Source organism: Mesorhizobium sp. M2A.F.Ca.ET.046.03.2.1 (assembly GCF_003952425.1).
In the GTDB taxonomy this organism is placed as follows: domain Bacteria; phylum Pseudomonadota; class Alphaproteobacteria; order Rhizobiales; family Rhizobiaceae; genus Mesorhizobium.
Genome location: NZ_CP034449.1, coordinates 5773280 through 5797353 on the forward strand (window position 1 = coordinate 5773280; position 24074 = coordinate 5797353).

The 24074-nt window shown below is 63.1% G+C and carries 23 protein-coding genes and 1 pseudogene; 17 read left to right on the forward strand and 7 right to left on the reverse strand.

All coding sequences use genetic code 11. From position 1 onward, the window contains the following. Nucleotides 1-178 precede the first annotated feature (178 nt). The 16 genes from EJ072_RS27470 (at nucleotide 179) to EJ072_RS27540 (ending at nucleotide 16849) form a co-directional block, all read left to right on the forward strand. Nucleotides 179-442, forward strand: a complete 264-nt coding sequence (locus tag EJ072_RS27470; protein ID WP_042645040.1) for a hypothetical protein — start codon at nucleotides 179-181, stop codon at nucleotides 440-442. 259 nt (nucleotides 443-701) lie between these two features. Further along, nucleotides 702-2135 carry a UbiA family prenyltransferase gene (locus EJ072_RS27475; protein WP_126082156.1) on the forward strand — a complete coding sequence of 478 codons (1434 nt, stop codon included), beginning with the start codon at nucleotides 702-704 and terminating at the stop codon, nucleotides 2133-2135. Further along, nucleotides 2135-3487, forward strand: coding sequence for an FAD-binding oxidoreductase (locus tag EJ072_RS27480; RefSeq protein WP_126082157.1), 1353 nt, complete (start codon nucleotides 2135-2137; stop codon nucleotides 3485-3487). The genes EJ072_RS27475 and EJ072_RS27480 overlap by 1 nt, the downstream gene beginning before the upstream one ends. Before the next feature lie 124 nt (nucleotides 3488-3611). After that, on the forward strand, nucleotides 3612-4061 hold the full coding sequence (locus EJ072_RS27485; protein ID WP_126082158.1) for an EamA family transporter: 450 nt from the start codon (nucleotides 3612-3614) through the stop codon (nucleotides 4059-4061). Beyond that, nucleotides 4058-5065 carry an NAD(P)-dependent oxidoreductase gene (locus EJ072_RS27490; RefSeq protein ID WP_126082159.1) on the forward strand — a complete coding sequence of 336 codons (1008 nt, stop codon included), beginning with the start codon at nucleotides 4058-4060 and terminating at the stop codon, nucleotides 5063-5065. The genes EJ072_RS27485 and EJ072_RS27490 overlap by 4 nt, the downstream gene beginning before the upstream one ends. Nucleotides 5066-5096: 31 nt before the next feature. Continuing rightward, a complete protein-coding gene (locus EJ072_RS27495; RefSeq protein WP_189343377.1) occupies nucleotides 5097-6563 on the forward strand; it encodes an aspartate aminotransferase family protein in 1467 nt (488 codons plus the stop codon). Nucleotides 6564-6576: 13 nt separating this feature from the next. After that, the gene (locus tag EJ072_RS27500) at nucleotides 6577-7806 is read left to right on the forward strand and encodes a hypothetical protein (protein ID WP_126082161.1); all 1230 of its coding nucleotides are present in this window, start codon (nucleotides 6577-6579) and stop codon (nucleotides 7804-7806) included. Further along, nucleotides 7803-8561 (forward strand): FkbM family methyltransferase, encoded by a 759-nt coding sequence (locus tag EJ072_RS27505; protein ID WP_126082162.1) that lies wholly within the window; start codon nucleotides 7803-7805, stop codon nucleotides 8559-8561. The genes EJ072_RS27500 and EJ072_RS27505 overlap by 4 nt, the downstream gene beginning before the upstream one ends. A 153-nt stretch (nucleotides 8562-8714) precedes the next feature. Further along, nucleotides 8715-11276: an FAD-dependent oxidoreductase gene (locus EJ072_RS27510; protein WP_126082163.1), complete on the forward strand. Its 2562-nt coding sequence runs from the start codon at nucleotides 8715-8717 to the stop codon at nucleotides 11274-11276. 104 nt (nucleotides 11277-11380) lie between these two features. Next, entirely contained in the window at nucleotides 11381-11917 is a 537-nt protein-coding gene (locus EJ072_RS27515; RefSeq protein ID WP_126082164.1) for a site-2 protease family protein, read from the forward strand. Between the two features lie 55 nt (nucleotides 11918-11972). Next, entirely contained in the window at nucleotides 11973-12143 is a 171-nt protein-coding gene (locus EJ072_RS36145; RefSeq protein ID WP_189343107.1) for a hypothetical protein, read from the forward strand. Between the two features lie 58 nt (nucleotides 12144-12201). Further along, the gene (locus EJ072_RS27520) at nucleotides 12202-13143 is read left to right on the forward strand and encodes a phosphoribosylaminoimidazolesuccinocarboxamide synthase (RefSeq protein ID WP_126082165.1); all 942 of its coding nucleotides are present in this window, start codon (nucleotides 12202-12204) and stop codon (nucleotides 13141-13143) included. A gap of 76 nt (nucleotides 13144-13219) precedes the next feature. Next, nucleotides 13220-14062 (forward strand): DUF1194 domain-containing protein, encoded by an 843-nt coding sequence (locus EJ072_RS27525; RefSeq protein ID WP_126082166.1) that lies wholly within the window; start codon nucleotides 13220-13222, stop codon nucleotides 14060-14062. Nucleotides 14063-14177: 115 nt separating this feature from the next. Next, nucleotides 14178-15128 carry an ABC transporter substrate-binding protein gene (locus EJ072_RS27530; RefSeq protein ID WP_126082167.1) on the forward strand — a complete coding sequence of 317 codons (951 nt, stop codon included), beginning with the start codon at nucleotides 14178-14180 and terminating at the stop codon, nucleotides 15126-15128. Nucleotides 15129-15296: 168 nt separating this feature from the next. Continuing rightward, nucleotides 15297-16070, forward strand: a complete 774-nt coding sequence (locus EJ072_RS27535; RefSeq protein WP_126083765.1) for an ABC transporter permease — start codon at nucleotides 15297-15299, stop codon at nucleotides 16068-16070. Then, on the forward strand, nucleotides 16067-16849 hold the full coding sequence (locus EJ072_RS27540; RefSeq protein WP_126082168.1) for an ABC transporter ATP-binding protein: 783 nt from the start codon (nucleotides 16067-16069) through the stop codon (nucleotides 16847-16849). The genes EJ072_RS27535 and EJ072_RS27540 overlap by 4 nt, the downstream gene beginning before the upstream one ends. Here the strand turns inward: EJ072_RS27540 and EJ072_RS37580 are convergent, their stop codons facing one another. The 4 genes from EJ072_RS37580 to EJ072_RS27560 all read right to left on the reverse strand — a co-directional run bounded on the left by EJ072_RS37580 (nucleotide 16850) and on the right by EJ072_RS27560 (nucleotide 18965). Continuing rightward, on the reverse strand, nucleotides 16850-17149 hold the full coding sequence (locus EJ072_RS37580) for a DUF1778 domain-containing protein (RefSeq protein WP_348526997.1): 300 nt from the start codon (nucleotides 17147-17149) through the stop codon (nucleotides 16850-16852). After that, complete coding sequence (locus EJ072_RS27550) at nucleotides 17044-17982, reverse strand: GlxA family transcriptional regulator (protein ID WP_348526999.1); 939 nt, start codon at nucleotides 17980-17982, stop codon at nucleotides 17044-17046. Before EJ072_RS27550 ends, EJ072_RS37580 begins: the two co-directional genes overlap by 106 nt. Nucleotides 17983-18293: 311 nt before the next feature. Beyond that, entirely contained in the window at nucleotides 18294-18428 is a 135-nt protein-coding gene (locus tag EJ072_RS37390; protein WP_126082170.1) for a hypothetical protein, read from the reverse strand. Between the two features lie 351 nt (nucleotides 18429-18779). Then, nucleotides 18780-18965, reverse strand: coding sequence for a hypothetical protein (locus tag EJ072_RS27560; protein ID WP_042645026.1), 186 nt, complete (start codon nucleotides 18963-18965; stop codon nucleotides 18780-18782). 219 nt (nucleotides 18966-19184) lie between these two features. On the opposite strand from EJ072_RS27560, the gene EJ072_RS27565 reads away from it, so the two are divergent. Continuing rightward, nucleotides 19185-20084, forward strand: coding sequence for a LysR substrate-binding domain-containing protein (locus EJ072_RS27565; RefSeq protein ID WP_042645025.1), 900 nt, complete (start codon nucleotides 19185-19187; stop codon nucleotides 20082-20084). 226 nt (nucleotides 20085-20310) lie between these two features. Here EJ072_RS27565 and EJ072_RS27570 read toward each other — a convergent pair whose 3' ends face one another. The 3 genes and pseudogenes from EJ072_RS27570 to EJ072_RS27580 form a co-directional block, all read right to left on the reverse strand. After that, complete coding sequence (locus EJ072_RS27570) at nucleotides 20311-21327, reverse strand: alpha/beta hydrolase (protein WP_126082171.1); 1017 nt, start codon at nucleotides 21325-21327, stop codon at nucleotides 20311-20313. A gap of 307 nt (nucleotides 21328-21634) precedes the next feature. Then, the gene (locus tag EJ072_RS36150; RefSeq protein WP_040982459.1) at nucleotides 21635-21820 is read right to left on the reverse strand and encodes a hypothetical protein; all 186 of its coding nucleotides are present in this window, start codon (nucleotides 21818-21820) and stop codon (nucleotides 21635-21637) included. A gap of 183 nt (nucleotides 21821-22003) precedes the next feature. Continuing rightward, nucleotides 22004-24071, reverse strand: a pseudogene (locus EJ072_RS27580) (ASKHA domain-containing protein). Nucleotides 24072-24074: the final 3 nt, after the last annotated feature.

Here is a 24074-nt window from a genome sequence, read left to right on the forward strand (position 1 = left end):
TCGGCCTAGCCGCATTTCGATACACCTTCGGTGGCGTCGCCCTGCGCCGAAACCGATTGTGGCATGAATGCGGCATTCAGTTGCGGTTCAGGTAACATCTCATATAAGCTTCGATGCAAAGGGCGAGAATGCCTTGCAAATTTTGAACAGAGGCGGTGTGTGAAACACCGGGATTGCAATGTGGAAGTCTGTCGTTGCCGCCATTGCTTTGCTGGCCTTGGGCGGTTCGGCTTTCGCCGCCAGCGCGATCAACAGGGACGCTCAGACGCGGACCCTGGTCGTGACCGAAGGCGGCGCCAAGAGCGAGCTGACGCTCGGTGCCGGCGAGACGGTGGAGTTCTGCTCGAACGGCTGCTTCGTCACCCTGCCCAATGGTGACCTCGAAGCCCTGACCGGTTCGGAGACGGTCGAAATTTCGGGCGGGACCGCCCGCATCAAGTAACGCGCAACGGATTGGCGCGGTAAGATTAGCAAAGGCCGAACCGATGTCCGGCCTTTTATCGTTTCCGGTAGCCGACGCTTAACGATGACGGCCGAAAAACCGGCATGACCATTCCCTGCAACCGCACGTTTTAACGTTCGCTGCGTCATCCCCCGGCTATATCTGCCCCCGTGGACGCCGGTACACGGCGTGGGTTGAATTGGCGCGTGGCCCTTCCGGGATTTGGAGTCGGGATCCTGCGCTCTATCGGGGCAGGACAATGGACGCGAGGTCGGACAGGAACGCAATTCCGCTTGCGGTCGATCTCGACGGGACGTTGATTGCAACGGACCTTCTGTGGGAAGGCCTGTTCATCCTCCTCAAGAAGAACCCGCTCTATTTCTTTCTGCTGCCGCTCTGGCTGACCGGCGGTCCGGCGCGGCTTAAGCAGGAAATATCCCTGCGCGTCGACATCGACCCGGCCTCGCTGCCTTACCGTCAGGAATTAATTGACCGTTTGCACGCCGAGCATCGGGAGGGCCGCGTGATCGTGCTGGCGACGGGAACGCCGCGCAAATTCGCCGAGGCAATCGCGGCGCATCTCGGCATTTTCGACCGCGTGCTGGCGACCGACGGCCCGCATAACATGACCTCGGGCCGCAAGTGCTCCGCTCTGGTCGCCGCCTATGGCGATGCGGGCTTCGATTATGCCGGCAACAGCCGCCACGACCTCAAAGTGTTCGATGCCGCGCGCAACGCGCTGGTGGTGGCGCCCGATCGCAGCGCCCGGCGCTGGCAGGCGGCGCATCAGGCCGAGGCGATGCCGGCGCCGAAGCCGACGCTGAGAACCTATATCAAGATGCTGCGCATGCATCAGTGGCTGAAGAACGCGCTGATCGCCGTGCCGATGGTGCTGTCGCACGAATATTTCAATCCCAATATGATCTGGGAATGCCTGCTGGCGTTCGTTTCCTTCAGCGCCGTGGCGTCCGCCATCTACATCCTCAACGATTTCTTCGACCTCGCGCTCGACCGCAAGCATCCTACCAAGCGCAACCGGCCTTTCGCCAGCGGCGCATTGTCCATTCCGTTCGGCATGGGCGCGATCGCGGCGCTGCTTGCGATAGGCATCGCAGCCGGCCTATTCCTGCCGATCGAATTCCTTGGCGTGCTTGCCGGCTATCTGGTCGTCACCACCGGCTATTCGCTGTCGTTCAAGCGCATGCTTCTGGTCGATGTGCTGACGCTTGCCGGCCTCTACACGATCCGCGTGCTGGCGGGCGCGGCCGCCACCGGCGTGGACGTTTCCTTCTGGCTGCTTGCCTTCTCGATCTTCTTCTTCCTGTCGCTGGCCCTGGTGAAGCGCTTCGTCGAACTGCGCACCACGGCCATCCCTCCGGGCGAGCGCATCGCCGGCCGCGGCTATCGCACCGAAGATCAGGAGATCGTCGCCCAGGCCGGCATGGCGTCGGCCTTCTCCTCGGCGCTGGTGCTCGCGCTCTATATGGACAGCCCGGCGGTGCGCGAGCTTTACCCGCATCCCTGGCTGATATGGCCGCTGGCGCCGATCGTGCTCTACCTCACGATGCGCGTCTGGATCCTGGCCCGGCGCGACGAGATGCATGACGACCCGGTCGTCTTCATCATCCGTGACTGGCGCAGCCAGATCGTCGTCGCGATCGGCGCGGTCTTCCTCGTCGCCGGAGGCTGGTGATGGGGCAGGAGCGCTTCGGCAGCTTCGGGTTGGCGACCCCACCGGCGCGCAAGGCGATCCCGGCGGACGAGGCCATCGCCTTGCTGAAGCGCGGCGAGGCGAAAGCCGGATCGCTGCTCGCCTACGGCAATGGCCGCTCCTATGGCGACAGCTGTCAGAACGATGCCGGCATGGTGGTCGACATGCGGCCGCTCAACCGCATCCGTTCCTTCAACGCAGAGACCGGTGTGCTCGAAGCCGATGCCGGCACGCTGCTTTGCGACATCATCGCTTACGCCGCGCCCTACGGCTTCTTCCCAGCCGTGGTTCCAGGCACGCAGTTCGTGACGCTGGGCGGCGCGATCGCCAACGACGTTCACGGCAAGAACCACCATCGGCGCGGCACCTTTGGCTGTCATGTCGAGGCCCTCACGCTGCTGCGGTCTGACGGCCGGACCTATCGCTGCTCGCCGACCGATAATGTCCGCCTGTTCGGGGCGACGATCGGCGGCATGGGCCTGACCGGGCTGATCCTGTCGGCATCGATCAAGCTTCTGCGCGTGCCGTCGCTCGACATCATGGAGAAGGCGACGCGGTTTCGCCATCTCGGCGAATTCTTCGATCTCGCCGAGGCGGCGGACCAGGCTAACGAATATGCCGTCGCGTGGATCGACCAGCTCGCGGGCGGCCATGGGCTCGGGCGCGGCCTTTTGTTAACCGGCAATCATGCCGAACACGGCTCCCACGCCGCCGCGAATGCCGGCACCCGGCTTTCCGTGCCGGTGCGGCCGCCGTTCAACGTGCTGAACCGGCCCTTCCTCACGGCCTTCAACGCGGCCTACCGCTGGAAAAAGGGCAAGTCCGCGGTCCCACGCCAAGCGGGCTATCAGGGCTTCTTCTTTCCGCTCGACGGCGTCCGCGACTGGAACCGGCTCTACGGGCCGCGCGGGCTTTTCCAGCACCAGAGCGTGGTGCCGGAGGAGAAGGCCCGCCGCATCGTGCCCGCGCTGCTCGAGGCGGCGCGACGGGCGGGGCAGGGATCGTTCCTGACGGTGCTCAAGCGCTTCGGCGATGTCCGCTCGCCGGCGCTGCTGTCGTTCCCGCGGCCGGGCTACACGCTGACGCTCGATTTCCCCAACCGGGGTGAAAGGACGTTGCGGCTGCTTGCCCAGCTCGACCGCATCACGGTTGAGGCGGGCGGGGCGGTGAACCCCTACAAGGATGCCCGGATGGGGCCTGAGACATTCGCCGCATCGTTCCCGCATTGGCGACGGCTGGAGGCGCTTCGCGACCCGGCTTTCCTATCAAGCTTCTGGGCGCGTACCGCCAAGAGACTGGAGATCGGACAAGGAAGAGCTGAGGCCGCGGAATAGGTAAAAGTCGAATAGATCATGGTAAACAAAGTGTTACGCCATGGTTTACTTAAAACACTGGTGTGGGTTCACGAAATATTGGCAGATTTGTAATAGGGCCGCCCAAGGGGGCGGGGTGGCAACAATGAAATACATAGTCTTCATTCTCTTCACGGTCATGACCAATGCCGCAGCGCAGCTGATGCTGAAGCAGGGCATGATGTCGATGGGGCCGATCTCCTTCGAAGGTGTCAATCCGCTCGTCAGGCTGCTGCAGATCGTGTTCAGCCCATGGGTGTTCCTCGGTCTGTGCACCTTCGTCATCTCGATGGCGTCGCATCTCTATGTGCTGTCCAAGGTCGAGCTCAGCTTCGCCTATCCGTTCCTCAGCCTCGCCTATGTCGCCGTGGCGATCTTTGCCTATTTCGTCTTCCGCGAGGACCTCAATGGCTGGCGCATCGCCGGCATCGCCTGCATCTGCGTCGGCACGATCCTGATCGCCCAGAGTGGCAGAGAAATGGGTGGCCACGGGCATGAGGAGCAGACCGCTTCCATCGCCTCCGACAAAATCCAGACAAGCGAGATCGTTCGATGAGACATGTGATTTTCGGCGGCGACGGTTTCGTCGGCCGTCACCTTGCGCCCAAGCTCGTCGCCGATGGCGAGACTGTCGTCGTCGCCGACATCGTGAAGAGCGACCTGCCGCATTACCGTTCGATGCGCTTCATCACCTGCGATGTGACCGATCCGGCCCCGGTCGCGGCGGTCGGGCTCAAGGCGGACGATATGGTCTACAATCTGTCGGCCAAGATGCTGTCGCCGATCCAGGTGCGCGCCAAGCGGCATGATTTCTTCTTTCCAGTGAACTTCCACGGCACCGAGAACATCATCCAGGCGATGGACAAGGCCGGCGCCTCGAAGCTCGTCCACTACACGACCGACATGATCTACGGCCACACGGTGGTGCTGCCGATGACCGAGGACCATCCGGTCGCGCCGCTCGGCGAATATGGCCTGTCAAAGCTCAAGACCGAGGAACTCGCCGCCGAATGGCGCAAGCGCGGCATGTCGATCTCGCTGTTCAGGCCGCGCCTGATCATCGGCCCTGGACGCCTCGGCATCCTTGAAAAACTGTTCAAGCTGATCGACTGGAATCTGCCCGTGCCGATGATCGGCTCGGGCAGGAACCCTTATCAGTTCATCTCGGTGTTCGACTGCGCAGAGGCCGCCCGCGCCGCCTGGAAGGCCGGCGTGCCGAACGAGGCCTATAATCTCGGCTCGCTCAACCCGCCGCCGGTCAGGAAACTGCTCGGCGATCTCATCCGCCATGCCGGCTCGAAGTCGATCCTGCTGCCGACGCCCGGCTGGGCGGTCAAGCGCACGCTCGACCTGCTCGATTTGCTGAACATGCCGATCATGGATCCTGAGCAGTATCTGATCGCCGACGAGGAATGCGTGCTCGACGTGTCCAAGGCCGAGCGCCAGCTCGGCTGGGTGCCGCAATATCGCGACGAGGACATGCTGATCGCCGCCTACAGCGAATACCGCGCCAAGAAGGACGGCCACGCCGTCGCCACGAAACATGTGCCTGCCGAATAGAGCGCGAAGGGAGATTTTTCAGATGACCGTCATGGCCAAGCCGGAACAGACAGGCACGCGAACGCTGGTTGAAGCGCCGGCGCTGTCGCCCGCTTCCATCGCCAAGCCAGACTTGATCAGCGTCGAGCAGGCCAAGGCGCTGGATGTCGCCCGCATCACCGATCTGTTCAAGGCGCATCTCAATCCCGGACAGCTGCATTTCATGAAGCTGCTCGGCTTCCACAAGGTCAAGATCGAGCGCGCCGAGGGTATGTTCTATATCGACCAGAACGGCCGCAAGATCCTCGACTTCTTCGGCGGCTTCGGCTCGCTGGCCTTCGGCCACAACCATCCGCGCATTCTGGAAGCCCGCAAAAAGTTCCAGGAGGAGAAGCGCCAGGAGATCGCCATCGCCTTCATGTCGCAATATGCTGCGGCACTTGCGCACAACATCGCCAAATGCTCGCCGGGCGACCTCGACATGGTGTTCTTGGGCTCCTCCGGCTCTGAAGCCATGGAAGCGGCGGTTAAGCTTGCCGAGCGCGCCGCCGGCCCGAAGCGGCCGAAAATCGTCTATGCGGAAAATTCCTTCCACGGCAAGACCAAGGGCGTGCTGGCGATCACCGACGGCCAACTCTACCGCGCCGACTTCAAGGTCGCGGACAATGTCGTGCGTGTGCCCTTCGCCGACATCGACGCCGTCGAGCGGCTGTTCAAGAGCGATCCCCAGATCGGCGTCATCGTGCTCGAAACCATCCAGGGCGGCGGCGGCATCATCCAGGCGGAGGCGCAATACTGGCAGAAGCTACGCGCGCTGTGCGACCAGTATGGCGTGCTTTGGGTCGCCGACGAGGTGCAATGCGGCTACGGCCGCTCGGGCCGCTTCTATGCCTTCGAGCATTACGGCGTGGTGCCGGACGTGACGGCGCTGGCGAAATCGCTCGGCGCCGGCAAGGCGGCGGTCGGCGCCATGATCGCCAGGCGCGATGTCTATATGAAAGCCTATGGCACGCCGAAGACGGCGATGATTCACGCCATGGCGACCTTCGGCGGCATGGGCGAGGCCTGCGTCACCGCGATCGAGGGCATCAATGTCCTCTATGACGAGGGGCTGATCGACAACGCCGCCTCGACCGGCGAGTACCTCATCCAGCGGCTGCAGGCGCTTAAGGAAAAATATCCGAGGATCATCAAGGACGTGCGCGGCAAGGGTTTTATGATCGGGCTCGAGTTCCACGATTTCTCGCAGACCCTGCCTATGGTGCTCAGACCGGTGGTGAGCGTGCTCGACGACAAGTTGAAAGGCTCGCTGTCCGGCTTCGTCGGCTCGCTTTTGCTGCGCGACTATGACGTGCTGGTCGCCTTCACCGAATATAACCGCAACGTCATCCGGCTCGAGCCGCCGCTGATCTGCCAGCCCGAGCATGTCGACCGCTTCGTCGACGCCTTCGATAGTCTTCTGTCGCGCGGCATCGTGGCGATCGTGAAGGATTTCGTGAAAAGCCAGGTCGGCAAATAAGAGGCCGCCGAGCATGCTGACTAGGCCGTCCGCGCCCACCAATCCGCTGGAACGGTTGACCGGCGCCGGTCTGGCGTGGGGCGAGGGGGCTTACGCGAAATGGGCCGCGTCGATTGGGGCAATTGCGTTTTCGCTCTACATCCTGCTCACCGCGGCGACCGCCTGGTTCATGCCCGACACCAATTGGGACATGCTGCCCTATCTGGCGATCGCCGAGGAAGACGCCTATCCCGATCCACAGGCGCTGCATGATTATGCCTACAGCACGGTCAAGGCAGGCGTTTCGGCCGGCGACTACAAGACGTTGACCGACGATGGCGGTGGCTTTCGCCGCCACATGACGGAGAGCGCCGCCGACTTTCATTCGCTGCTCGGCATGTACCGGATCAAGTTCCTTTATGCGGAAATCCTGTCCAGCCTCAGCCATGTCGTCTCGCCGGTCGAGGCGATGCGGCTGGTGCAGGTGTTTTCCGTGCTGCTGTTCGGCGCCATCACGCTCGCCTGGCTGCGCGCGGAAGGCGCGCTGGCGCTGGCGCCGATCGTCGGCGCGATTCTGATCATGGCCGATTTCGGCGATGCGGCGAGCGCCTCGACGCCCGATCTCCTATGCTCGGCGCTGTTCCTCGGCGGCGCCTTTGCCTATGTGCGCAAGCGGGAGGCGGCGACGGCGGTTCTCCTTTTTCTCGCTTTCATGGCCAGGCCCGACAACATCGTTTTCCTCGCCATTTTCACGGTGCTGCTCATCGCGTTCCGCGAGCGGGGGTGGGGCGCGCTGGCCGGTTTCGCGGCATCCTTCATCGCCTATTTCGCCATCTCGCATTGGGCGCAGCATCCCGGCTGGTGGCCGCATCTTTGGTTCTCCACCATCGAGCAGCATTACAACATGGACGGCTTCGAGCCGCCATTTTCCATTGCTGCCTATCTGAAGGCCTTCGCCGCCTCGGTAGTCCGCGCCGTCACCCTCAACAGTTGGGTTGGCGTGTCAGTGCTGGCATTGGCCGGATGGTATGGGCTCGACCGCGCCGGCTTCCGTCTCGACCGACGCGCCGGCATCCTGCTGGCGGCGCTCGTATTGGGCGTGTTGGCGAAGTTCACCGTCTTTCCGATCCACGACACCCGCATCTATTTCCCCAATCTCCTGCCGCCCTTCCTGCTGCTCGCCGCGCCCTTGATGGCGCTGTGGGCGACGAGCCAGGGCGGGCGCCGCGCGGCGCTGCAGGTCACTCCCGGAGACAAGTCATGAGCTCGCTTTCCAGCCTCGCGCGCACCTTGCTGTCGCTTAGCCTTCCAGTCGGCCTGCTCGATCGCGGCCCGGCTTTGCACGGCACGAAATTCCTCGCCAAAGCTGCCCTAAAGGCCCGTTTCGGCGGCGACGGCCGGCCGTTCCAGATGGTCAATGTTGGCGCCTGCGACGGCGCGCTGTTCGACGACGTGACGCCCTGGCTGCATCGCATTCCCGGGGCGCGCGCCATGCTGGTCGAGCCAATCCCATATAACCAGAAGCGCCTGCGCGCCAATTACCCGGATGCCAGCCGCTTCATCATCGAGCCGGTGGCTGTCACGAAAACCCAGGGCACGATCACCGTCCACACCTTCGATGCCGCAGCGCTCGAGGCCGGCACGCTGCCGATCGAATTCATCGGCTGCTCGTCGGTCACCGACACCAATCTGATGTCGGGCAAGAACGCCTGGGGCGAGGCGGACGCCAACTTCAACAAGTTCGCGCCGCATCTGAAGGACATCGAGGTGCCGTCCGAGACCTTGCAGACGCTGCTCGACCGCAACGGCATCACCCATATCGACGCCTTCCTGGTCGACTGCGAGGGCGCCGACTGGATGGTGTTCGAGCAGCTTGATCTGCAACGCTACCGTCCCGGTATGATCAAGATTGAGGTCGGCGCGCTGCCAGCGGCCGAGATCGGCCAGGTCGTGGTCAAGCTCAAGACCGCTGGTTATCAGGTCGGCTTCCAGGCCGAGGACATCTGGGCCTTCGCCTGAGTTAATTCCCCTGGGTGACCGCTCTGTGCAAGGGGTCGCGCCGCACCTGTGGCGTGTCGCAAACAGGCGGTAGCCCAGCCGTCGTCCTCTGCATATTGTGCGCCATTCGAAAGGGCGCAAACGCGCCCGTCTATCCCTTTGGAGTCGCGGGCAATGGCAGAGTTTCCGAAAAAGGCGAAGGTCGTCATCGTCGGCCTGGGCGGTATCGTCGGCGCGTCCGTCGCCCACCACCTGATCGAGCGCGGCTGGGACGATATCGTCGGCATCGACAAGTCGGGCATCCCGACCGATATCGGCTCGACGGCGCATGCCTCGGACTTCTGCTACACGACCAGCCATGATTTCCTGTCCTGCTGGACGACGCTCTATTCCATCGATTTCTACGAGAAGATGGGGCATTACGCGCGCGTCGGCGGCCTCGAGGTTGCCCGCGTCGGCGACGATGCCCGCATGGACGAGATCAAGCGCAAGATCGCCTCCGCCAAGGCGTTCGGCACCCGTGCGCGGCTGATCGAGCCGGCCGAGATCAAGGAAAAATTCCCGCTGATCGAGGAGCATCTGGTGCAGGGCGGCCTGTGGGACCCGGATGCCGGCCTCGTTATCCCGCGCTCGCAGACCGTCGCCGGCAAGCTGGTCGATCAGGGCGTCGCGTCCGGCAAGCTGCAGGCCTTCGCCAACACCTCGGCCAAGGAGCTGATCGTCGAGAACGGCCGCATCAAGGGCGTGGTGACCGAGCGTGGCACGATCGAGGCCGACTATGTCGTGGTCTGCACCGGCATCTGGGGCCGGCTTACCGCCGCTCTGGTCGGCGAAGACCTGCCGGTCATGCCGATCGACCATCCGCTGACCTTCTTCGGCCCTTACAACGAGTTCGCCGGCACCGGCAAGGAGATCGGCTGGCCGCTGCTGCGCGACCAGGGCAACTCGGCCTATATGCGCGACACCGGCGATCCGAAGACCGCCGAGGGCGGGCAGATCGAATGGGGTTATTACGAGGAGACCAATCCGCGCCTGTGCCACCCGCGCGACCTGCTCGAAAAGCATGAGGCGCGGCTGTCGCCGTCGCAGCGCGACCTCGACATGGAGCAGATCATGGCGCCGCTGGAGCGCGCCATGGAACTGACGCCGATCCTCGGCGAATTGGGTTACAATGAAGGCCATTCCTTCAACGGCTTGCTGCAGGTGACCACCGATGGTGGCCCGTCCATGGGCGAAAGCCAGAAGGTGAGGGGCCTGTGGTACGCCGTCGCCATCTGGGTCAAGGACGGCCCCGGCATGGGCAAGCTGATCGCCGACTGGATGACCGACGGCCGCACCGCGATCGACCATCACCAGATCGACTATTCGCGCTTCTACCCGCACCAGACGCAGGAACAGTTCATCTGGGATCGCTGCACCGAGACGGCGATGAAGGTCTACAATCCAGCGGTGCATCCGCGCGAGCCCTTCTCCAAGGGCCGCAACATCCGCCGCTCGCCTTTCTGGGAGCGCGAGAAGGAACTCGGCGGCTATTTCATGGAGCTGGGCGGCTGGGAGCGCGCGCACGGCTACGCCGCCAACGAGCATCTCCTGGAGAAATACGGCAACCGCGTGCCGGTGCGCGAGAACGAATGGGACAACCGCCATTTCTGGCGCGTCTCCAATGCCGAGCATCTGGCGATGAGCGAGGATTGCGGCATCGTCAACCTGTCGCATTTCTCGATGTATGACGTCGAAGGGCCCGACCATGTCGCGCTGCTGGAATGGCTGTGCGCGGCCAAGATCGGCGGCGACAACAATATCGGCAAGGGCATCTACACCCACTTCCTCGACGAGGAAGGCATGGTGCGCGCAGACTTCACCGTCATCCGCATGGCCGATCGCTGCCGCGTGATCGACGGCGCCGATGCCGGTCCGCGCGACTTCCGCTACATGCAACGCACCGCGCAGGACAAAGGTTTTGACGTCACCGTCACCGACGTGACGGAAAAATACGTCACCATCGGTATCTGGGGGCCGAATGCCCGCACGACCTTGCAGAAGGTGGTCGAGGATCCGAATGGCCTGACGCCGGAGAATTTCCCCTTCGCGGCGATCAAGCCGATCCGGATCGGCGGCAAGGATGTGACCGCCTTCCGCATCTCCTATGTCGGCGAGCAGGGCTGGGAGTTGCATATGCGCTACGAGGACGGGCTCGCCGTCTGGGACGCGCTGCGCTCTACCGGCGTCATGCCGTTCGGCGTCGAGACCTACGCCAACACGCGCCGCATGGAAAAAAGCCTACGCCTCCAGAACGCCGATCTGCTGACCGAATACAATCTGCTCGAGGCCGACCTTGCCCGTCCGAAGGTCAAGGACAACGACTTCTGCGGCAAAGCCAAGCATCTGGAGTATCGCGCCCGTGAGCATCAGCCGGCTATGCTGTGCACGCTGGTGATGACCGAGAACACCGATTCCAAGGGCGTGGCCCGCTACCCGGTCGGCACCATGCCTGTGCAGGATCCCGCGAGCGGCGAGACGCTGGTCGACGAGCTCGGCCGCCGCTCCTTCACCACTTCGGTCGCCTATGGCCCGACGATCGGCAAGAACATCGCGCTTGCCTATCTGCCCTGGGCGTACTGCCAGGAAGGCTGCAAGCTGCAGGTCGAGTATTTTGGCGAGACCTATCCGGTCGAGGTGGCGGGAGTCGGTTACAAGCCGCTCTACGACCCGGAGAACCTCAAGCCGAGGAGCTGATGGTCGCGGACCAAGAAAGATGCAAAGCCCGGCTCCGGTCGGGCTTTTGCTTTTGTGCGGGCCGTGATTCTCGGGTAGCGTTGCTCCGGGCGGAGTAAGCAGGTTTGCAACGGTTCGGTTGGGACAGGAAGAACGACGCATTCGTCTTCGTGATGAAGGGGAACATTCCCGTTCATGTCAGCTGGACCTTTGCCATTCCAGCCGTCCTGCCGTTCGTACATGAATGGTCGAGGCATCCCAGGCTCGCCCTGATCCATACGGCCATATTCGCCGCGCTCCTGTTCCTGTCGGTGTTTCTGCATGAACTTGCCCATGTCTGGGCAGCGCGACGGCGCGGCATCGGCACCCAACGGATAGACCTGTACCTGTTCGGCGGATTTGCCTGGTTCAAGCCCGGCGCGGCTTCGCCCTATGGCTGGGCATGGATCGCGTTTGCCGGGCCGTTGGTGAACATCGTCCTGGTGGCGGGCTTTGCCGCTGCCTATTACCTTCTTGCCCGGCCCTTGTTGCCTGTCGATCCGGACGGTCATTTCAGTTCGCCGCCGAGACTGGACACGCTTCTTGAGTGGACGCTTTGGCTTGGCGCATTGGTGAATGCGGCCTTGGCCATTCTCAACCTCCTTCCGGGCCATTCCGCTTGATGGCGGGGCGATCGCCAGGCATCTGCTTGCGCCGCGTTTCGGCGCGGATGCCGCCGTGCGGATCGTCGGCTTCTGCGGCGTCGTGCTTTCGATCCTGCGTTTCGCGGTCATTGTCCCTGCGGCCCTGGCCGGAATTCTGTTGTGGTTTCCGCCTTCCTTCAGGCCGAACTGGCGGGCGTTTCGCGCCGCCGGCAATAAGAAGCCCGTTCCGCAGCATCCGGCTTGATGTGCAGGGGGCAGCGGCTTATGTGGCCTGATCAGAAGCCTGCGAAAGCCTACGCCCCATGCGCATCCTGTCCGACGCCTTCATTCCCGAGCTTCCCAATCACTATCACGGCAAGGTGCGCGAAAATTACGACCTGCCGGACGGACGCCGCATCATCATCGCCACCGATCGTTTGAGCGCGTTTGACATCATCCTGGCCTCGATCCCGTTCAAGGGCGAAGTGCTCACCCAGACGGCGCGCTACTGGTTCGAGGAAACCGCCGACATCTGTCCCAACCACGTGCTGGAATATCCCGACCCCAACGTCGTCGTCGGCACGCGGCTCGACATGCTGCCGGTCGAGATGGTCGTGCGTGGCTATCTGGCAGGCACGACCAGCACCTCTATCCTGACCAAGTATCGGAAAGGCGAAAGGAGCTTCTACGGCCACAGCTTTCCCGATGGGCTGCGCGACAATGAAAAGCTGCCGCAGGCGATCATCACGCCGACCAGCAAGGCCGCCCATGGCGGCCATGACGAGCCGCTGTCGGAGGCCGAGATTATTGACCAGGGGCTGCTCACGCAGGCGCAGTGGGATACGGTCTCGCGCTATGCGTTGCAGCTTTTCGCTCGCGGCCAGCAGCGCGCCGCCGAACGCGGCCTGATTCTCGCTGACACCAAATATGAATTCGGCACCGCGCCGGACGGCACCATCGTGCTGGCGGACGAAATCCATACGCCTGACAGCAGTCGCTATTGGATCGCTGCGAGTTATGACGAGGCGTTCGCAAGCGGCGGGCGCCCGCAGAGCTTCGACAAGGATTTCGTCCGCTCCTGGGTGTCAGCGCGGTGCGATCCCTACAAGGACCCGATCCCGCCAATTCCGGACGAGATCATCAACCAGGCCTCGGCGGTCTATATCCAGGCCTATGAAGCGATAACCGGCGCAAAATTCGTGCCCGACCTTTCCGGCGATACGGTGCTGGAGCGTATCCGTTCGAACATCGCGCGGTATTTCTAAAAGGCCCGGGCCGGCGGGATCCGATGCCCCGGATTCGCGGCTTTTGCGCGCGGCGATTTTCGCTTAACCTTCCGCCATGTCCGCTTATGCCCGCGCAAGGCATATCGTCTCAGGCAGCGCCGCCCTGGCGCTGGCGCTTTGGCTGACTCCTGCCGCGTCTCCCGCCGAGCCGGTCGATGTCGAGCTGGTGCTGGCGGTCGATGTCTCGCTTTCCATGTCACCGGCTGAGCTGGAGATCCAGCGTCATGGCTACGCGGCGGCGCTGATGCATGACAACGTGCTGAAGGCTATCGCCGACGGCGCCTATGGCAAGATCGCCGTCACCTATGTCGAATGGGCGGGCACGACCTGGCAGCGAGTCGTCGTGCCGTGGACCGTGATCGCCAACCGCGCCGACGCCGAGAGGTTCGTCGCGAAGCTCGAAGCCAACCCGCCGGACAGCGCCCGGCGCACCTCGATTTCCGGGGCGCTGAGCTTCGGCAGCGATCTGTTCGCAGAGAGCGGATTCCAGGGGACCAAGCGTGTCATCGATGTTTCCGGCGATGGGCCGAACAACCAGGGCGCGCCGGTCGATCTCACCCGCGACGAGGTGGTCAGGCAAGGCATCACCATCAACGGCCTGCCGCTGATGACGCGCGGCGGTTTCAGCGGCGCCTTCGACGTCGATAATCTGGACCGCTATTACAGCGACTGCGTCATCGGCGGACCGGGCGCCTTCATGATCCCGGTCAATGACTGGACGCAGTTTCCCGAAGCGATCCGCCGCAAGCTGGTGCTGGAGCTCGCCGGTTCGGCTTCACCGCAACGGGCGGCCGAAGGGGCCGCGCATCCGCCGGTCGTGCTCGCCGATAACAGGCCGGCCGCCGACTGCCAAGCCGGCGAAAAGATGTGGCGCAACCGCGGCTGGGGCATGCCGTGAGGGGAGGAGGAGCAGGCAACCGTTCAGGATGACGTTTCGTTGAAACGCCGCTTCATTGACAAGCCTTTTGGCGTCTGTGAGACAATTCGCGCTCACCACAAAAAGGGGAACCACAATGAACAGGACCACCATTTTCGCGGCAACGCTGACGGCGGCCGCCATGCTTGGCGCGCCCGCGATGGCTGCCACCTCGCTCACCATCGGCATCAGCGGCTGGACCGGCTTCGCGCCGCTGACTCTGGCCAAGCAGGCCGGGCTTTTCGAAAAGCACGGGCTCGACGTCACGCTCAAGAAAGTGCCGCAGGCGAGCCGGCCGCTGGCCATCGCCAGCGGCGACCTGCAATGCGCGGCGACCACGGTCGAAACCTGGATGGTGTGGAACGCCAGCGGCGTCACCACCAAGCAGATCTTCCAGCTCGACAAGTCCTATGGCGCCGACGGCATCGTCGTGCGCAACGACATCAAGTCCGTCGCCGACCTCAAGGGCAAGAATGTCGCCTCGTCCGCGCCTGGAACCTCGCCCTATTTCCTGCTCGCCTGGGTGCTCAACAAGAACGGCATGTCGACCAAGGACGTCACCGTCGTCAATCTGGAGCCGGATGCGGCGGCGCAGGCCTTCCTGGCCGGCCAGAACGATGCCGCCGTCACCTATGAGCCGTTCATTTCAGCGGTCCGCGACAAGGCCGACCAGGGCCATATCCTGGCGACCACGCTCGACTACCCGATGGTGCTGGACACCGTCGGTTGCACGCCGGACTTCCTCAAGGCCAATCCCGATGCCGCCAAGGCGCTCGCCGACAGCTATTTCGACGCGCTCGACCTGATCAAGAAGGATCCGCAGAAATCCTACGAGATCATGGGCGCCGACGTGAAGCAGTCGGCCAAGGAATTCGAGGATTCGGCCAAGTACCTGAAATGGGCCGACAAGGCGGAGAATAAGCAGTTCTTCACCAAGGAGTTCCAGGATTTTTCCAAGACCGCGGCCGATCTTTTGCTGCAGATGGGGCTGATCAAGGAAGTCCCGGATGTGACGACGCTTGCCGACACCAGCGCGGTGGCCAACTGATCGCGCATCACCCTATCGGCGGCGCAAGGCCGCCGCTCCCTTCTCGCTAAAGCGCGTCGCGATCCTTCAGATACGCTCCTCGCGCTTTAGCTCTTTCATTTTGCGCATGTCTTTACCCGAACCGGTTTCCACTTTCGGGAGCCATGCTTTAAGGACAGGGCCTGAATGCTGCGTCCCTTGCACCCCGTTGCGCCGGGCACGCGAAGCGCGCTCGGCATCGCCTTTTTCGTGCTGTTCGTGGCCTTCTGGGCGTGGATCACGCTCGGCGGCCATGTGAACCGGATCTTCCTTGCCGATCCTCTGTCGATGCTCAAGGACGGCTGGCGGCTGCTCGTCGAAGACCGGTTCTGGCTCGACATATTGATCACCATCTGGCGCGTCTTCGGCGGCTTCGTGCTGGCCTCGATCGTCGCGGTGCCGATCGGCATCGCGATGGGCGCCTGGAAGCCTGTCGAAGCCTTCCTCGAGCCGTTCGTGTCCTTTGCCCGCTACCTGCCGGCATCCGCCTTTATCCCGCTGCTCATCCTGTGGGCCGGCATCGGAGAATTCGAGAAGCTCCTGGTGATCTTCGTCGGCTCTGTGTTCCAGATCATCCTGATAGTCGCGGTCAAGGTCGGCAGTACGAGGCGAGACCTGGTCGAGGCCGCCTATACGCTGGGGGCGACCGACAACGGCATCGTCAAGCGCGTGATCATGCCGGCCAATGCGCCGGAGATCGCCGAAACGCTGCGCCTGGTGCTTGGCTGGGCCTGGACCTATGTGATCGTCGCCGAGCTGATCGGCTCGTCGTCGGGCATCGGCTACATGATCATCAACAGCCAGTCGCGGCTGGCGACGGGGCAGATCATCTTCGGCATCATTGTCATAGGGCTGATCGGGCTTCTGTCCGATTTCGCCTTCAAGGCGCTCAACCGCTGGCTCTTTCCATGGAGCCTGGCATGAGCAAGCTGCTGATCGAAGGCGTCTCGCGGACCTTTGCCGGGGTAGGGGGCGGGCAGCCGGTGCGGGCGCTGCAGCCGGTCGACCTCGCGGTCGCGGCGAATGACTTCATCACCATCCTTGGGCCATCCGGCTGCGGCAAGTCGACCTTGCTCAGGATCGTCGCCGGACTGGAGGCGCCGAGCACGGGCCGCGTGCTGCTCGACGGCAAGGCGGTCACAAGGCCGGGACCAGACCGCGGCATGGTGTTCCAATCCTACACGCTGTTTCCCTGGCTGACGGTCGCCGAAAACATCGGTTTCGGCCTGCACGAGCAAGGCCGGCCCGAGCGCGAGCGCAACGAGATCGTCGCCTCCTATATCGATCTCGTCGGCCTGAAAGGCTTCGAGAGCCACTGGCCGAAACAGCTTTCGGGCGGCATGCAGCAGCGCACGGCAATTGCGCGGGCGCTGGCCAACGATCCCGAAATCCTGCTGCTCGACGAGCCGTTCGGTGCGCTCGACAACCAGACGCGCGGGTTGATGCAGGAATTGCTGCTCGGCATCTGGGAGCGGCGCAAGAAGACGGTGCTGTTCGTCACCCATGACATCGAAGAGGCGATCTTCATGGCGTCGCGGGTGATCGTGATGAGCGCCCGGCCCGGCCGCATCAAGTCGGACGTGCCAGTCGACCTGCCGCATCCGCGCCACTACACGCTGAAGACCAGCCCGGAATTCTCGGCGCTCAAGGCGCAGCTCACCGAAGACATCCGTATCGAGGCGATGCGGACGGCGCAGGTGTAGTCAGTTCGACACATACTGGATCGGGTCGGGAAAAATGCTTGGCTCGTTCAAGAGACGTTTTAGCCGTGGAAGATCACGGACGGGAGCTTCCAGAGTCGCCATGAACGCAGCCCATTTCTCCGCGTCGAGACCGAAGCTGCGCCGGTCGGCCAGATTGTCGAATTGAGTCGCTCTCGTGGTCATGTGACACCTGATCAAGCCGCCAGCAATTGCTTGCGGTCGACGCGCTCCTGCTGCGGCGAGCGGGCATAGAGTTCGCGGTAGCATTTGGAGAAATGCGAGGCGGAAACGAAGCCGCATGCGACTGCCACTTCGACCACCGGCAGCGACGACTGGATGAGCAGATGCCTGGCGCGGTCGAGCCGGATCTCCAGATAGTAGCGGGCGGGCGACCGGCCCATCTCGGTGCGGAACAGGCGCTCGATCTGCCGGCGCGACAGATCGACATGGTCGGCGATCTCGATCAGCGACAGCGGTTCGGAGAGGTTCGCCTCCATCAACTCGATGATGGTGAGCACCTTGGAATTTTGAACGCCGAGGCGGGCACGCAGCGGCAGGCGCTGGCGATCGGTCGGACTGCGCACGCGGTCGGTCAGCACCTGCTCGCAGACGCGGTTGACCAGGCTCTCGTCGAAATCATCGCCGATCAGCTTCAGCATCATGTCGAGCGCGGCGGTGCCGCCGGCGCAGGTGTAGACATTCTGGTCGATTTCGAAGAGGTCGGCGAAGACATTGGCTTTCGGGAAGGCCTCGGAGAAGCCCGGCAGGTTTTCCCAATGAATTGCGCAGCGCTTGTTGGACAGCAGGCCCGCGGCGGCCAGGATATGCGCGCCGGTGCACAGGCCGCCGACGGCGACGCCGCGATTATACTCTTCGCGCAGCCAGGCGAACGCCGATTTGTTGTGGTAGCGCTCGACATTGATGCCGCTGCAGACGATCGCCATGTTCGGCCGGTCCGGCCCGGCCATCTTCCTGCGCTCCTCCTCCAGCGAGGTGTTGACGGCACATTCGACGCCGTTCGAGGCGCGAACCGGTTTGCCGTCGATGCTCGCCAGGCGCCAGCTATAGGCCTCATAGCCGAGCATCCGGTTGGCCGAGCGAAGCGGATCGAGCGCCGTCGCGAAGGCGATCATGGTGAAGTCGGGAACGAGGAAGAATACAAACGATCTCTTGATCGGGTGCTTTACGGCATTCACGGTGAAACCTCACGCAGCCATGACGCGAACAGGATGTCGCGAACAGCATAGCGACAACAGGAAAAACCATTCCTGTCAATCGGGTAGGCGGCTAAGTGAAGATTAAATTTGCGACACGAGTCGCAAATGGGCAATAGGTGCAACCGCAGGGCGTCGCTGCACCGACGACAAGTGGCAATACCGAAATGAAAACGCCGCCACGGCAAGCCGGGCGGCGTTTGAATTCAGCTAATCGGTACTGGATTGTCTCAGGCAACGAAGCCGAGACGAGCAGCGGCCACGGCGCCGGTCTGGCCGGGCATGGTCTTGGCGAGACGCTGACGCTCCAGAGCGGTCGTCAGGTTCACTTCGCGGCGGGCAAACAGGCGGGCAAAGAGCTTCATCATCATCTCCATTTGGTTGCTCAGACGGGTCGCCTTCGCTTGATGGAGTGGGGCAGCTCGTTTTTGCTGGCGCCGATATAGGCTCGCTTCGGCAAAAACTAAATCGCAAAAACGAAGCGCTTGATATGAAAAGCGACACGATTTGCGACATTTTTGGGCAACGTGCTCACAATTTCCTATTATTTACAGTGCTTTACCTGGCCTGTTAACCCGTTATGCGAGTGGTTCATATGCGTCATGCAGCGGCGGCATGGCTGTAAAAGTCGTTTGATGCAAACAAAAAGGCCTAAAACAAACAAAAAGGCCTGCCGAGCTGACGCGGCAGGCCTTCAGATCTCCATACACACGTGATTACTTCGCTCCGGCCCAGCTTCCGACACCGTGGCGCAAGCCGGTCTTTACGTCGGCTGCTTCCGGCCAGCCGATATCCTTCTGCAGTTCGATCGGCAGCGCATGGATGGCGCGTTCGGTCTGATAGCGGGCGCGGGCCGCGCTGAATTCGGTCGCAAGCCGACCGATGGACGACAGGATAGACATTTCTTTCTCCTCTATGCGGGCAGGGAGGCGCCCGTCACTGCGTTAAGTCAGGTCTGTTTCAGCTTCATTTCATGTCGATTGCAGGACTGTGTCAGGGTCGTCTCATGGCTGCTTTTGGCAGCATCCTGCATCGATTGAGTTGACTATGCGCCCGGACTGATGTTCAATCAAACGAAATGGAATGATGGATTGCATCAGAAAAATTGAAGGTCGGCTCCCATGAACGCCCCGCTCAATCACCCTTTGCCGCTGCTTGACCTCGATGTGCTGCGCACCTTCGTGGCGATCGCCGAGACTGGCTCCTTCACCACCGCCGCCAACGCGGTGTTCCGCACCCCGTCGGCCGTCTCCATGCAGATCAAGAAGCTGGAAGATATTCTCGGCCGTTCCGTCTTCGCGCGCGATGCGCGTTCGGTGACGCTGACGACGGATGGCGAGATGCTGCTCGGCTATGCCCGCCGGCTTTTGTCGATCAACCGCGAGGTGGTGTCGAAGTTCATCATCCCCGACATTGTCGGCGTGGTGCGGCTTGGGTCCCCGGACGACTATGGCGAGCGCGTGCTGCCGCATGTGCTGAAGCGCTTTGCGCAGTCGCATCCCTCGATCGCCGTCGACGTCACCATCGACCAGAGCATCAATCTGCGCCGGCGCATGGACGACCGCGCGCTCGACATCACGCTGCTCACAAATTCCTACAAGACCAGTGCCGTCGGCGCGGAGGTTCTGCTGACCGAGCCCATCGTCTGGGCGGGCGCCAAGGGCGGCTGCGCGCATCTGCGCGAACCTTTGCCGGTGTCGCTGTGGGAGGAGGGCTGCGCCTGGCGGGCCGGCGCGCTCGAAGCGCTCGGACGCGAGGGCCGCAACTATCGCATCGCTTATATGAGCGCCCACACGGCCGGCCAGCGCGCCGCAATCATGGCCGACCTTGCGGTGGCGCCGCTGCCGAAATCCTTCCTCGGCGACGAGATGGTCTCGCTGGGCGCCAAGGACGGCATGCCCGAGATCGGCACCTACAATCTCGCCATGGTGGTGGCGCCCGACGCCAGCGCGCCGGTGAAGGCCGTGGCCGACCATATCCGGGCGACGTTCGAACTGTTCCGCGAAACCGGCAAGTTCTGACGAACGTGATGGACCGATTTTCGGTGCTCAGCGACCTCGTTGCGTTCGCAAAGCCGATTGAGCGGCTGACCGACATGATTGACGAGCTTGGCTGGTCGGATACGCCGATCGTTGTCCTTAGCGCCGATCACATAGCGAGGACGCTCCGTCGCTTTCTCACGGGGGAGCTAGCCGCGTCCGACGTGGAGGAATGGGCAAATCTGATCGAACTCAGGGACGATATCGGCTACCACCCCGATCGAAGCGATGAAATCGCCGATGCGATCTTCGTACTCGCAAATCCGGTCATCAACGGAACTCTTGATAGGCCCTTGGCCGACGAGTCGACCGTCTCCCTTTCGGCTTGACCGCGGGCTTCATCCCTCAGGAACGATACGATGCTGTCGCGCGCGCGGCGCGCTTCCGGCATCTCGATCAGCGGCCAGACGTGGAACATGCCCTCCTCGTAGACCACGTCCACCTCCACGCCGGCAGCCCGCGCCCGTTCGGCGAAGATGAGATTGTCTGGTGTCAGCATGTCGCGTGAGCCGGTCAGCAGCAGCGTTTTCGGCAGCAGGGACAAGTCGCCGTAAAGCGGGCTGATGTGCCAGTCTTTGCGGTCGAAACCGGCGCTGTAGAGCCGCACCGCTTCCAGCCCACCCGGAATGCCCAGCCAAGGATCCTGGCGCTCGGCCTCGAAGACTTCAGGATTTGCAAGCGAAACGTCGAGGCCGGGCGAGATCAGCACATGGCGCGACGGCGAGGGCAGGCCCTCCTTGGCCGCCATCATGGTCAGCACGACGGCCATGTTGCCGCCGGCGGAATCGCCCATGAAGACGATGTCCTCCGAGTCGGTCCTTTCGAGCATGTGCCGGTAGACGTCGCCGACCATGCCGAACATGTCGTGGAAATCGTGCTCGGGCGCGATCGGGTAGATCGGCACGGTGATTCCGAAACCGAGACGCTCGGCCATCTCGGCGATCAGCCCCCAGTGGTAGGAGGTGATCTGAAAAACATAGGCGCCGCCATGCAGGTAAAGTATGCGCCGGCGTTCGCCCGCCTTCGGCGCGATCTCATAGACGGGAAAGCCGTCGATCTCGGTCTCGGTTATGTCCAGCCGCGCCTTGAGCAAGGCCGGCGGATGATGGTCCTCGGTCTTGCGGGCATAGGCGATCCAGCGCTGCAGGTTCTCGGGGCTGGAAAACGCCTTCTTGCGGCTGTGCCGCAGTACGAACGAAACGAGGTGGCTTTTCAAACTGGGCATGCGGATACACGGATCTCGGCAGAGCCGACTAAGAGAATTCCCCCCGCTTTTCGAAGATCGTACCGCAGTTAAAAATGTCAAGGATTCACGCTGGCACATCGGCGTGATCCGGTGGTGCCGGTTTCCCTGTCTACGCAATTACGGAGGGCTATGGCGAAGTCGACGAGCCAGTCGCTGCGCGCTTTCCCTGGAATTGCTTAGCGCCGCTTCGGCAGCAGCGCGGCGCGCAGCTTGTTGTCGCCCGCCGCCGGAGCCGCATCGCGGCCCCGGCGCTTGCCGAGCAGCTTGCATTTGTCGGCGAAGGTCATCAGCGCGGCGTGCCCAGGAGCAGCTTGTGCAGTGCTGCCTGAGGATCGCTCGGCGGCGAGGCCGGCCAGCCGATATCCTTCTGGACATGCGCCGGCAGATCGTTGAGCGCGCGGATCGCCTTGTTCCTGGCATGAGCCTGCCTGATGGTGACACCGAAGCGGCTGAGATTTCCGAACATTGACATTTTCTTCTCCCTTGAAGACCAGCGGCGGCCGCGAATGATCCCCGGCCGCCATGCGATGGCCGCTAAATGCGTCACGCCTGTATCGGGTCGATTTCGCGAGAACAGCGCTTCGGTTTCCGGATCGCGCGGATTCGGAAACATTTGCATGCAAATGAAGTTGAAGTGTTGGAGGCGGAAAGAAGCCTACGCGCGGCCCCGCCGTGCCGCGCGCTCCTCGCGTGAGCGCCGGCGCGGGGTGGCGTCGCCTGCGGCGCCGTCCTCGCTCATTGCCTTGCGCGGCGGCAGCTTCACCGCGGCGGCCAGCTTGGGGAAGGGGTCGACCTTGTTCGGCAGCGCCATGGCGTAGACGAAGTGCTCCTGGAATTTCGGTTCCAGCGCCGTCTCGATCTTCTCGATCCTGCTCACCGTCTCTTCGATCTCGCGACGGTAGCCACGGTTCAAGAGCGCCATGCGCGCGCCGGCGCCGGCGGCGTTGCCGACGGCCGAGACCTTGTCGAGGTCGCAGTCCGGGATCAGGCCAAGGACCATGGCGTATTTCGGATCGATGAAGGAGCCGAAGGCGCCGGCGAGATGGATGCGGTCGACATGATCGGTGTGCTGCTTTTCCATCAACAGCTTGGTGCCGGCATAGAGCGCCGCCTTGGCAAGCTGGATGGCGCGGACGTCGTTCTGGGTGATGGTGATCTTCGGCTCGCCTTCCTTCAGCACATAGGAGAAGGTGCGGCCGTTGGCCACGATGCGCGGCGAGCGCGCCGAAAGCGACCCGTCGACGACGCCGTCCTCCGAAATGATGCCGGACAGATACATCTCGGCGATCACCTCGATGATGCCGGAGCCGCAAATGCCGGTGACGCCGGTCGCCTGCACGCTTTCGGCGAAGCCCGGCTGATCCGACCACAGTTCCGAGCCGATGACGCGGTAGCGCGGCTCCAATGTGACGGGATCGATGCGCACGCGCTCGATGGCGCCGGGCGCGGCGCGCTGCCCGCCGGAGATTTCCGCGCCCTCGAAGGCCGGGCCGGTGGGAGAGGAGGCCGCGACCACGCGCGTACGGTTGCCCAGCACGATCTCGGCGTTGGTGCCGACGTCGACGATCAGCATCATCTCGTCCTGGCGATGCGGGCCTTCCGACAGCGTGACGGCGGCGGCATCGGCGCCGACATGGCCGGCGATGCAAGGCAGCATGTAGAGGCGGGCGCCCTGGTTGAGCTTCAAGCCAATGTCGGAGGCCTTGATGCGCACCGCGCCGGAGACGGCGAGCGCGAAGGGCGCACCGCCGAGTTCGGTCGGATCGATGCCGAGGAAGAGGTGATGCATGATCGGATTGCCGACGAAGACGGAATCCAGAATGTCCGCGCGCTGGACGTTGCCTTCGGCGCAGACCTTGTCGACCAGGCTGGAAATGGCCTCGCGCACGGCAACCGTCATGCCCTCGCGGCCGTCCGGATTCATCATCACATAGGAGACGCGGCTCATCAGATCCTCGCCGAAGCGGATCTGCGGATTGGAGGTGCCGGAGGACGCAGCGACGCGGCCCGACAGCAGCGACACCAGATGCATGGCAATGGTGGTCGAGCCGATGTCGCAGGCAAGGCCGTAGGCCTCGTTCTTCAGGCCCGGCCACAGCGCGATGACGCGTGCGATGTCGCTGTCGGCATCCTTGTGGATGGCGGCCGTCGCGGTCCAGTTGCCCTTGCGCAGGATGCCTTGCACCTGCGGCAGCAGATAGAAATCGAATTCCAGGTTTTTAAGCCCCAGTCTTTCATCAGGGCGATCTTGAGCCGGTCGAGGTCGCCGAGCGGCTTGTGCATGTCGGGCTCTTCGATCTCGACATAGCACATGCGGATCGCCGTATCGCGGGCGATCACCCTGGTGTCGGCGTCCTTGCGGATGGTCTGGGCGTTGATGACCGTGTCCTGCGGTACATCGATGACGAGGTCGCCGAGAATCTGCGCCGAGCAGGAGAGGCGGCGCCGCTCGGGCAGGCCGCGCACGCGCTCGTAGCGCTCTTCCTTGGCGCCCTTGGGCGAGATGTGGTCGTTGGACGAGATGATCTTGTGCTTGGCGAAATTGCCTTCCTGCACTTCGATCTGGCAGCGCCCGCAGGTGGCGCGGCCGCCGCACACGCTTTCGACATAGACGCCGAGCTGACGCGCCGCATCGAGCACCGGCGTGCCGACCGGGAACCGGCCGCGCTTGCCCGACGGCATGAACAGGACGAGCGGATCGGTGATGTTGGGGGAGGATTCATGCT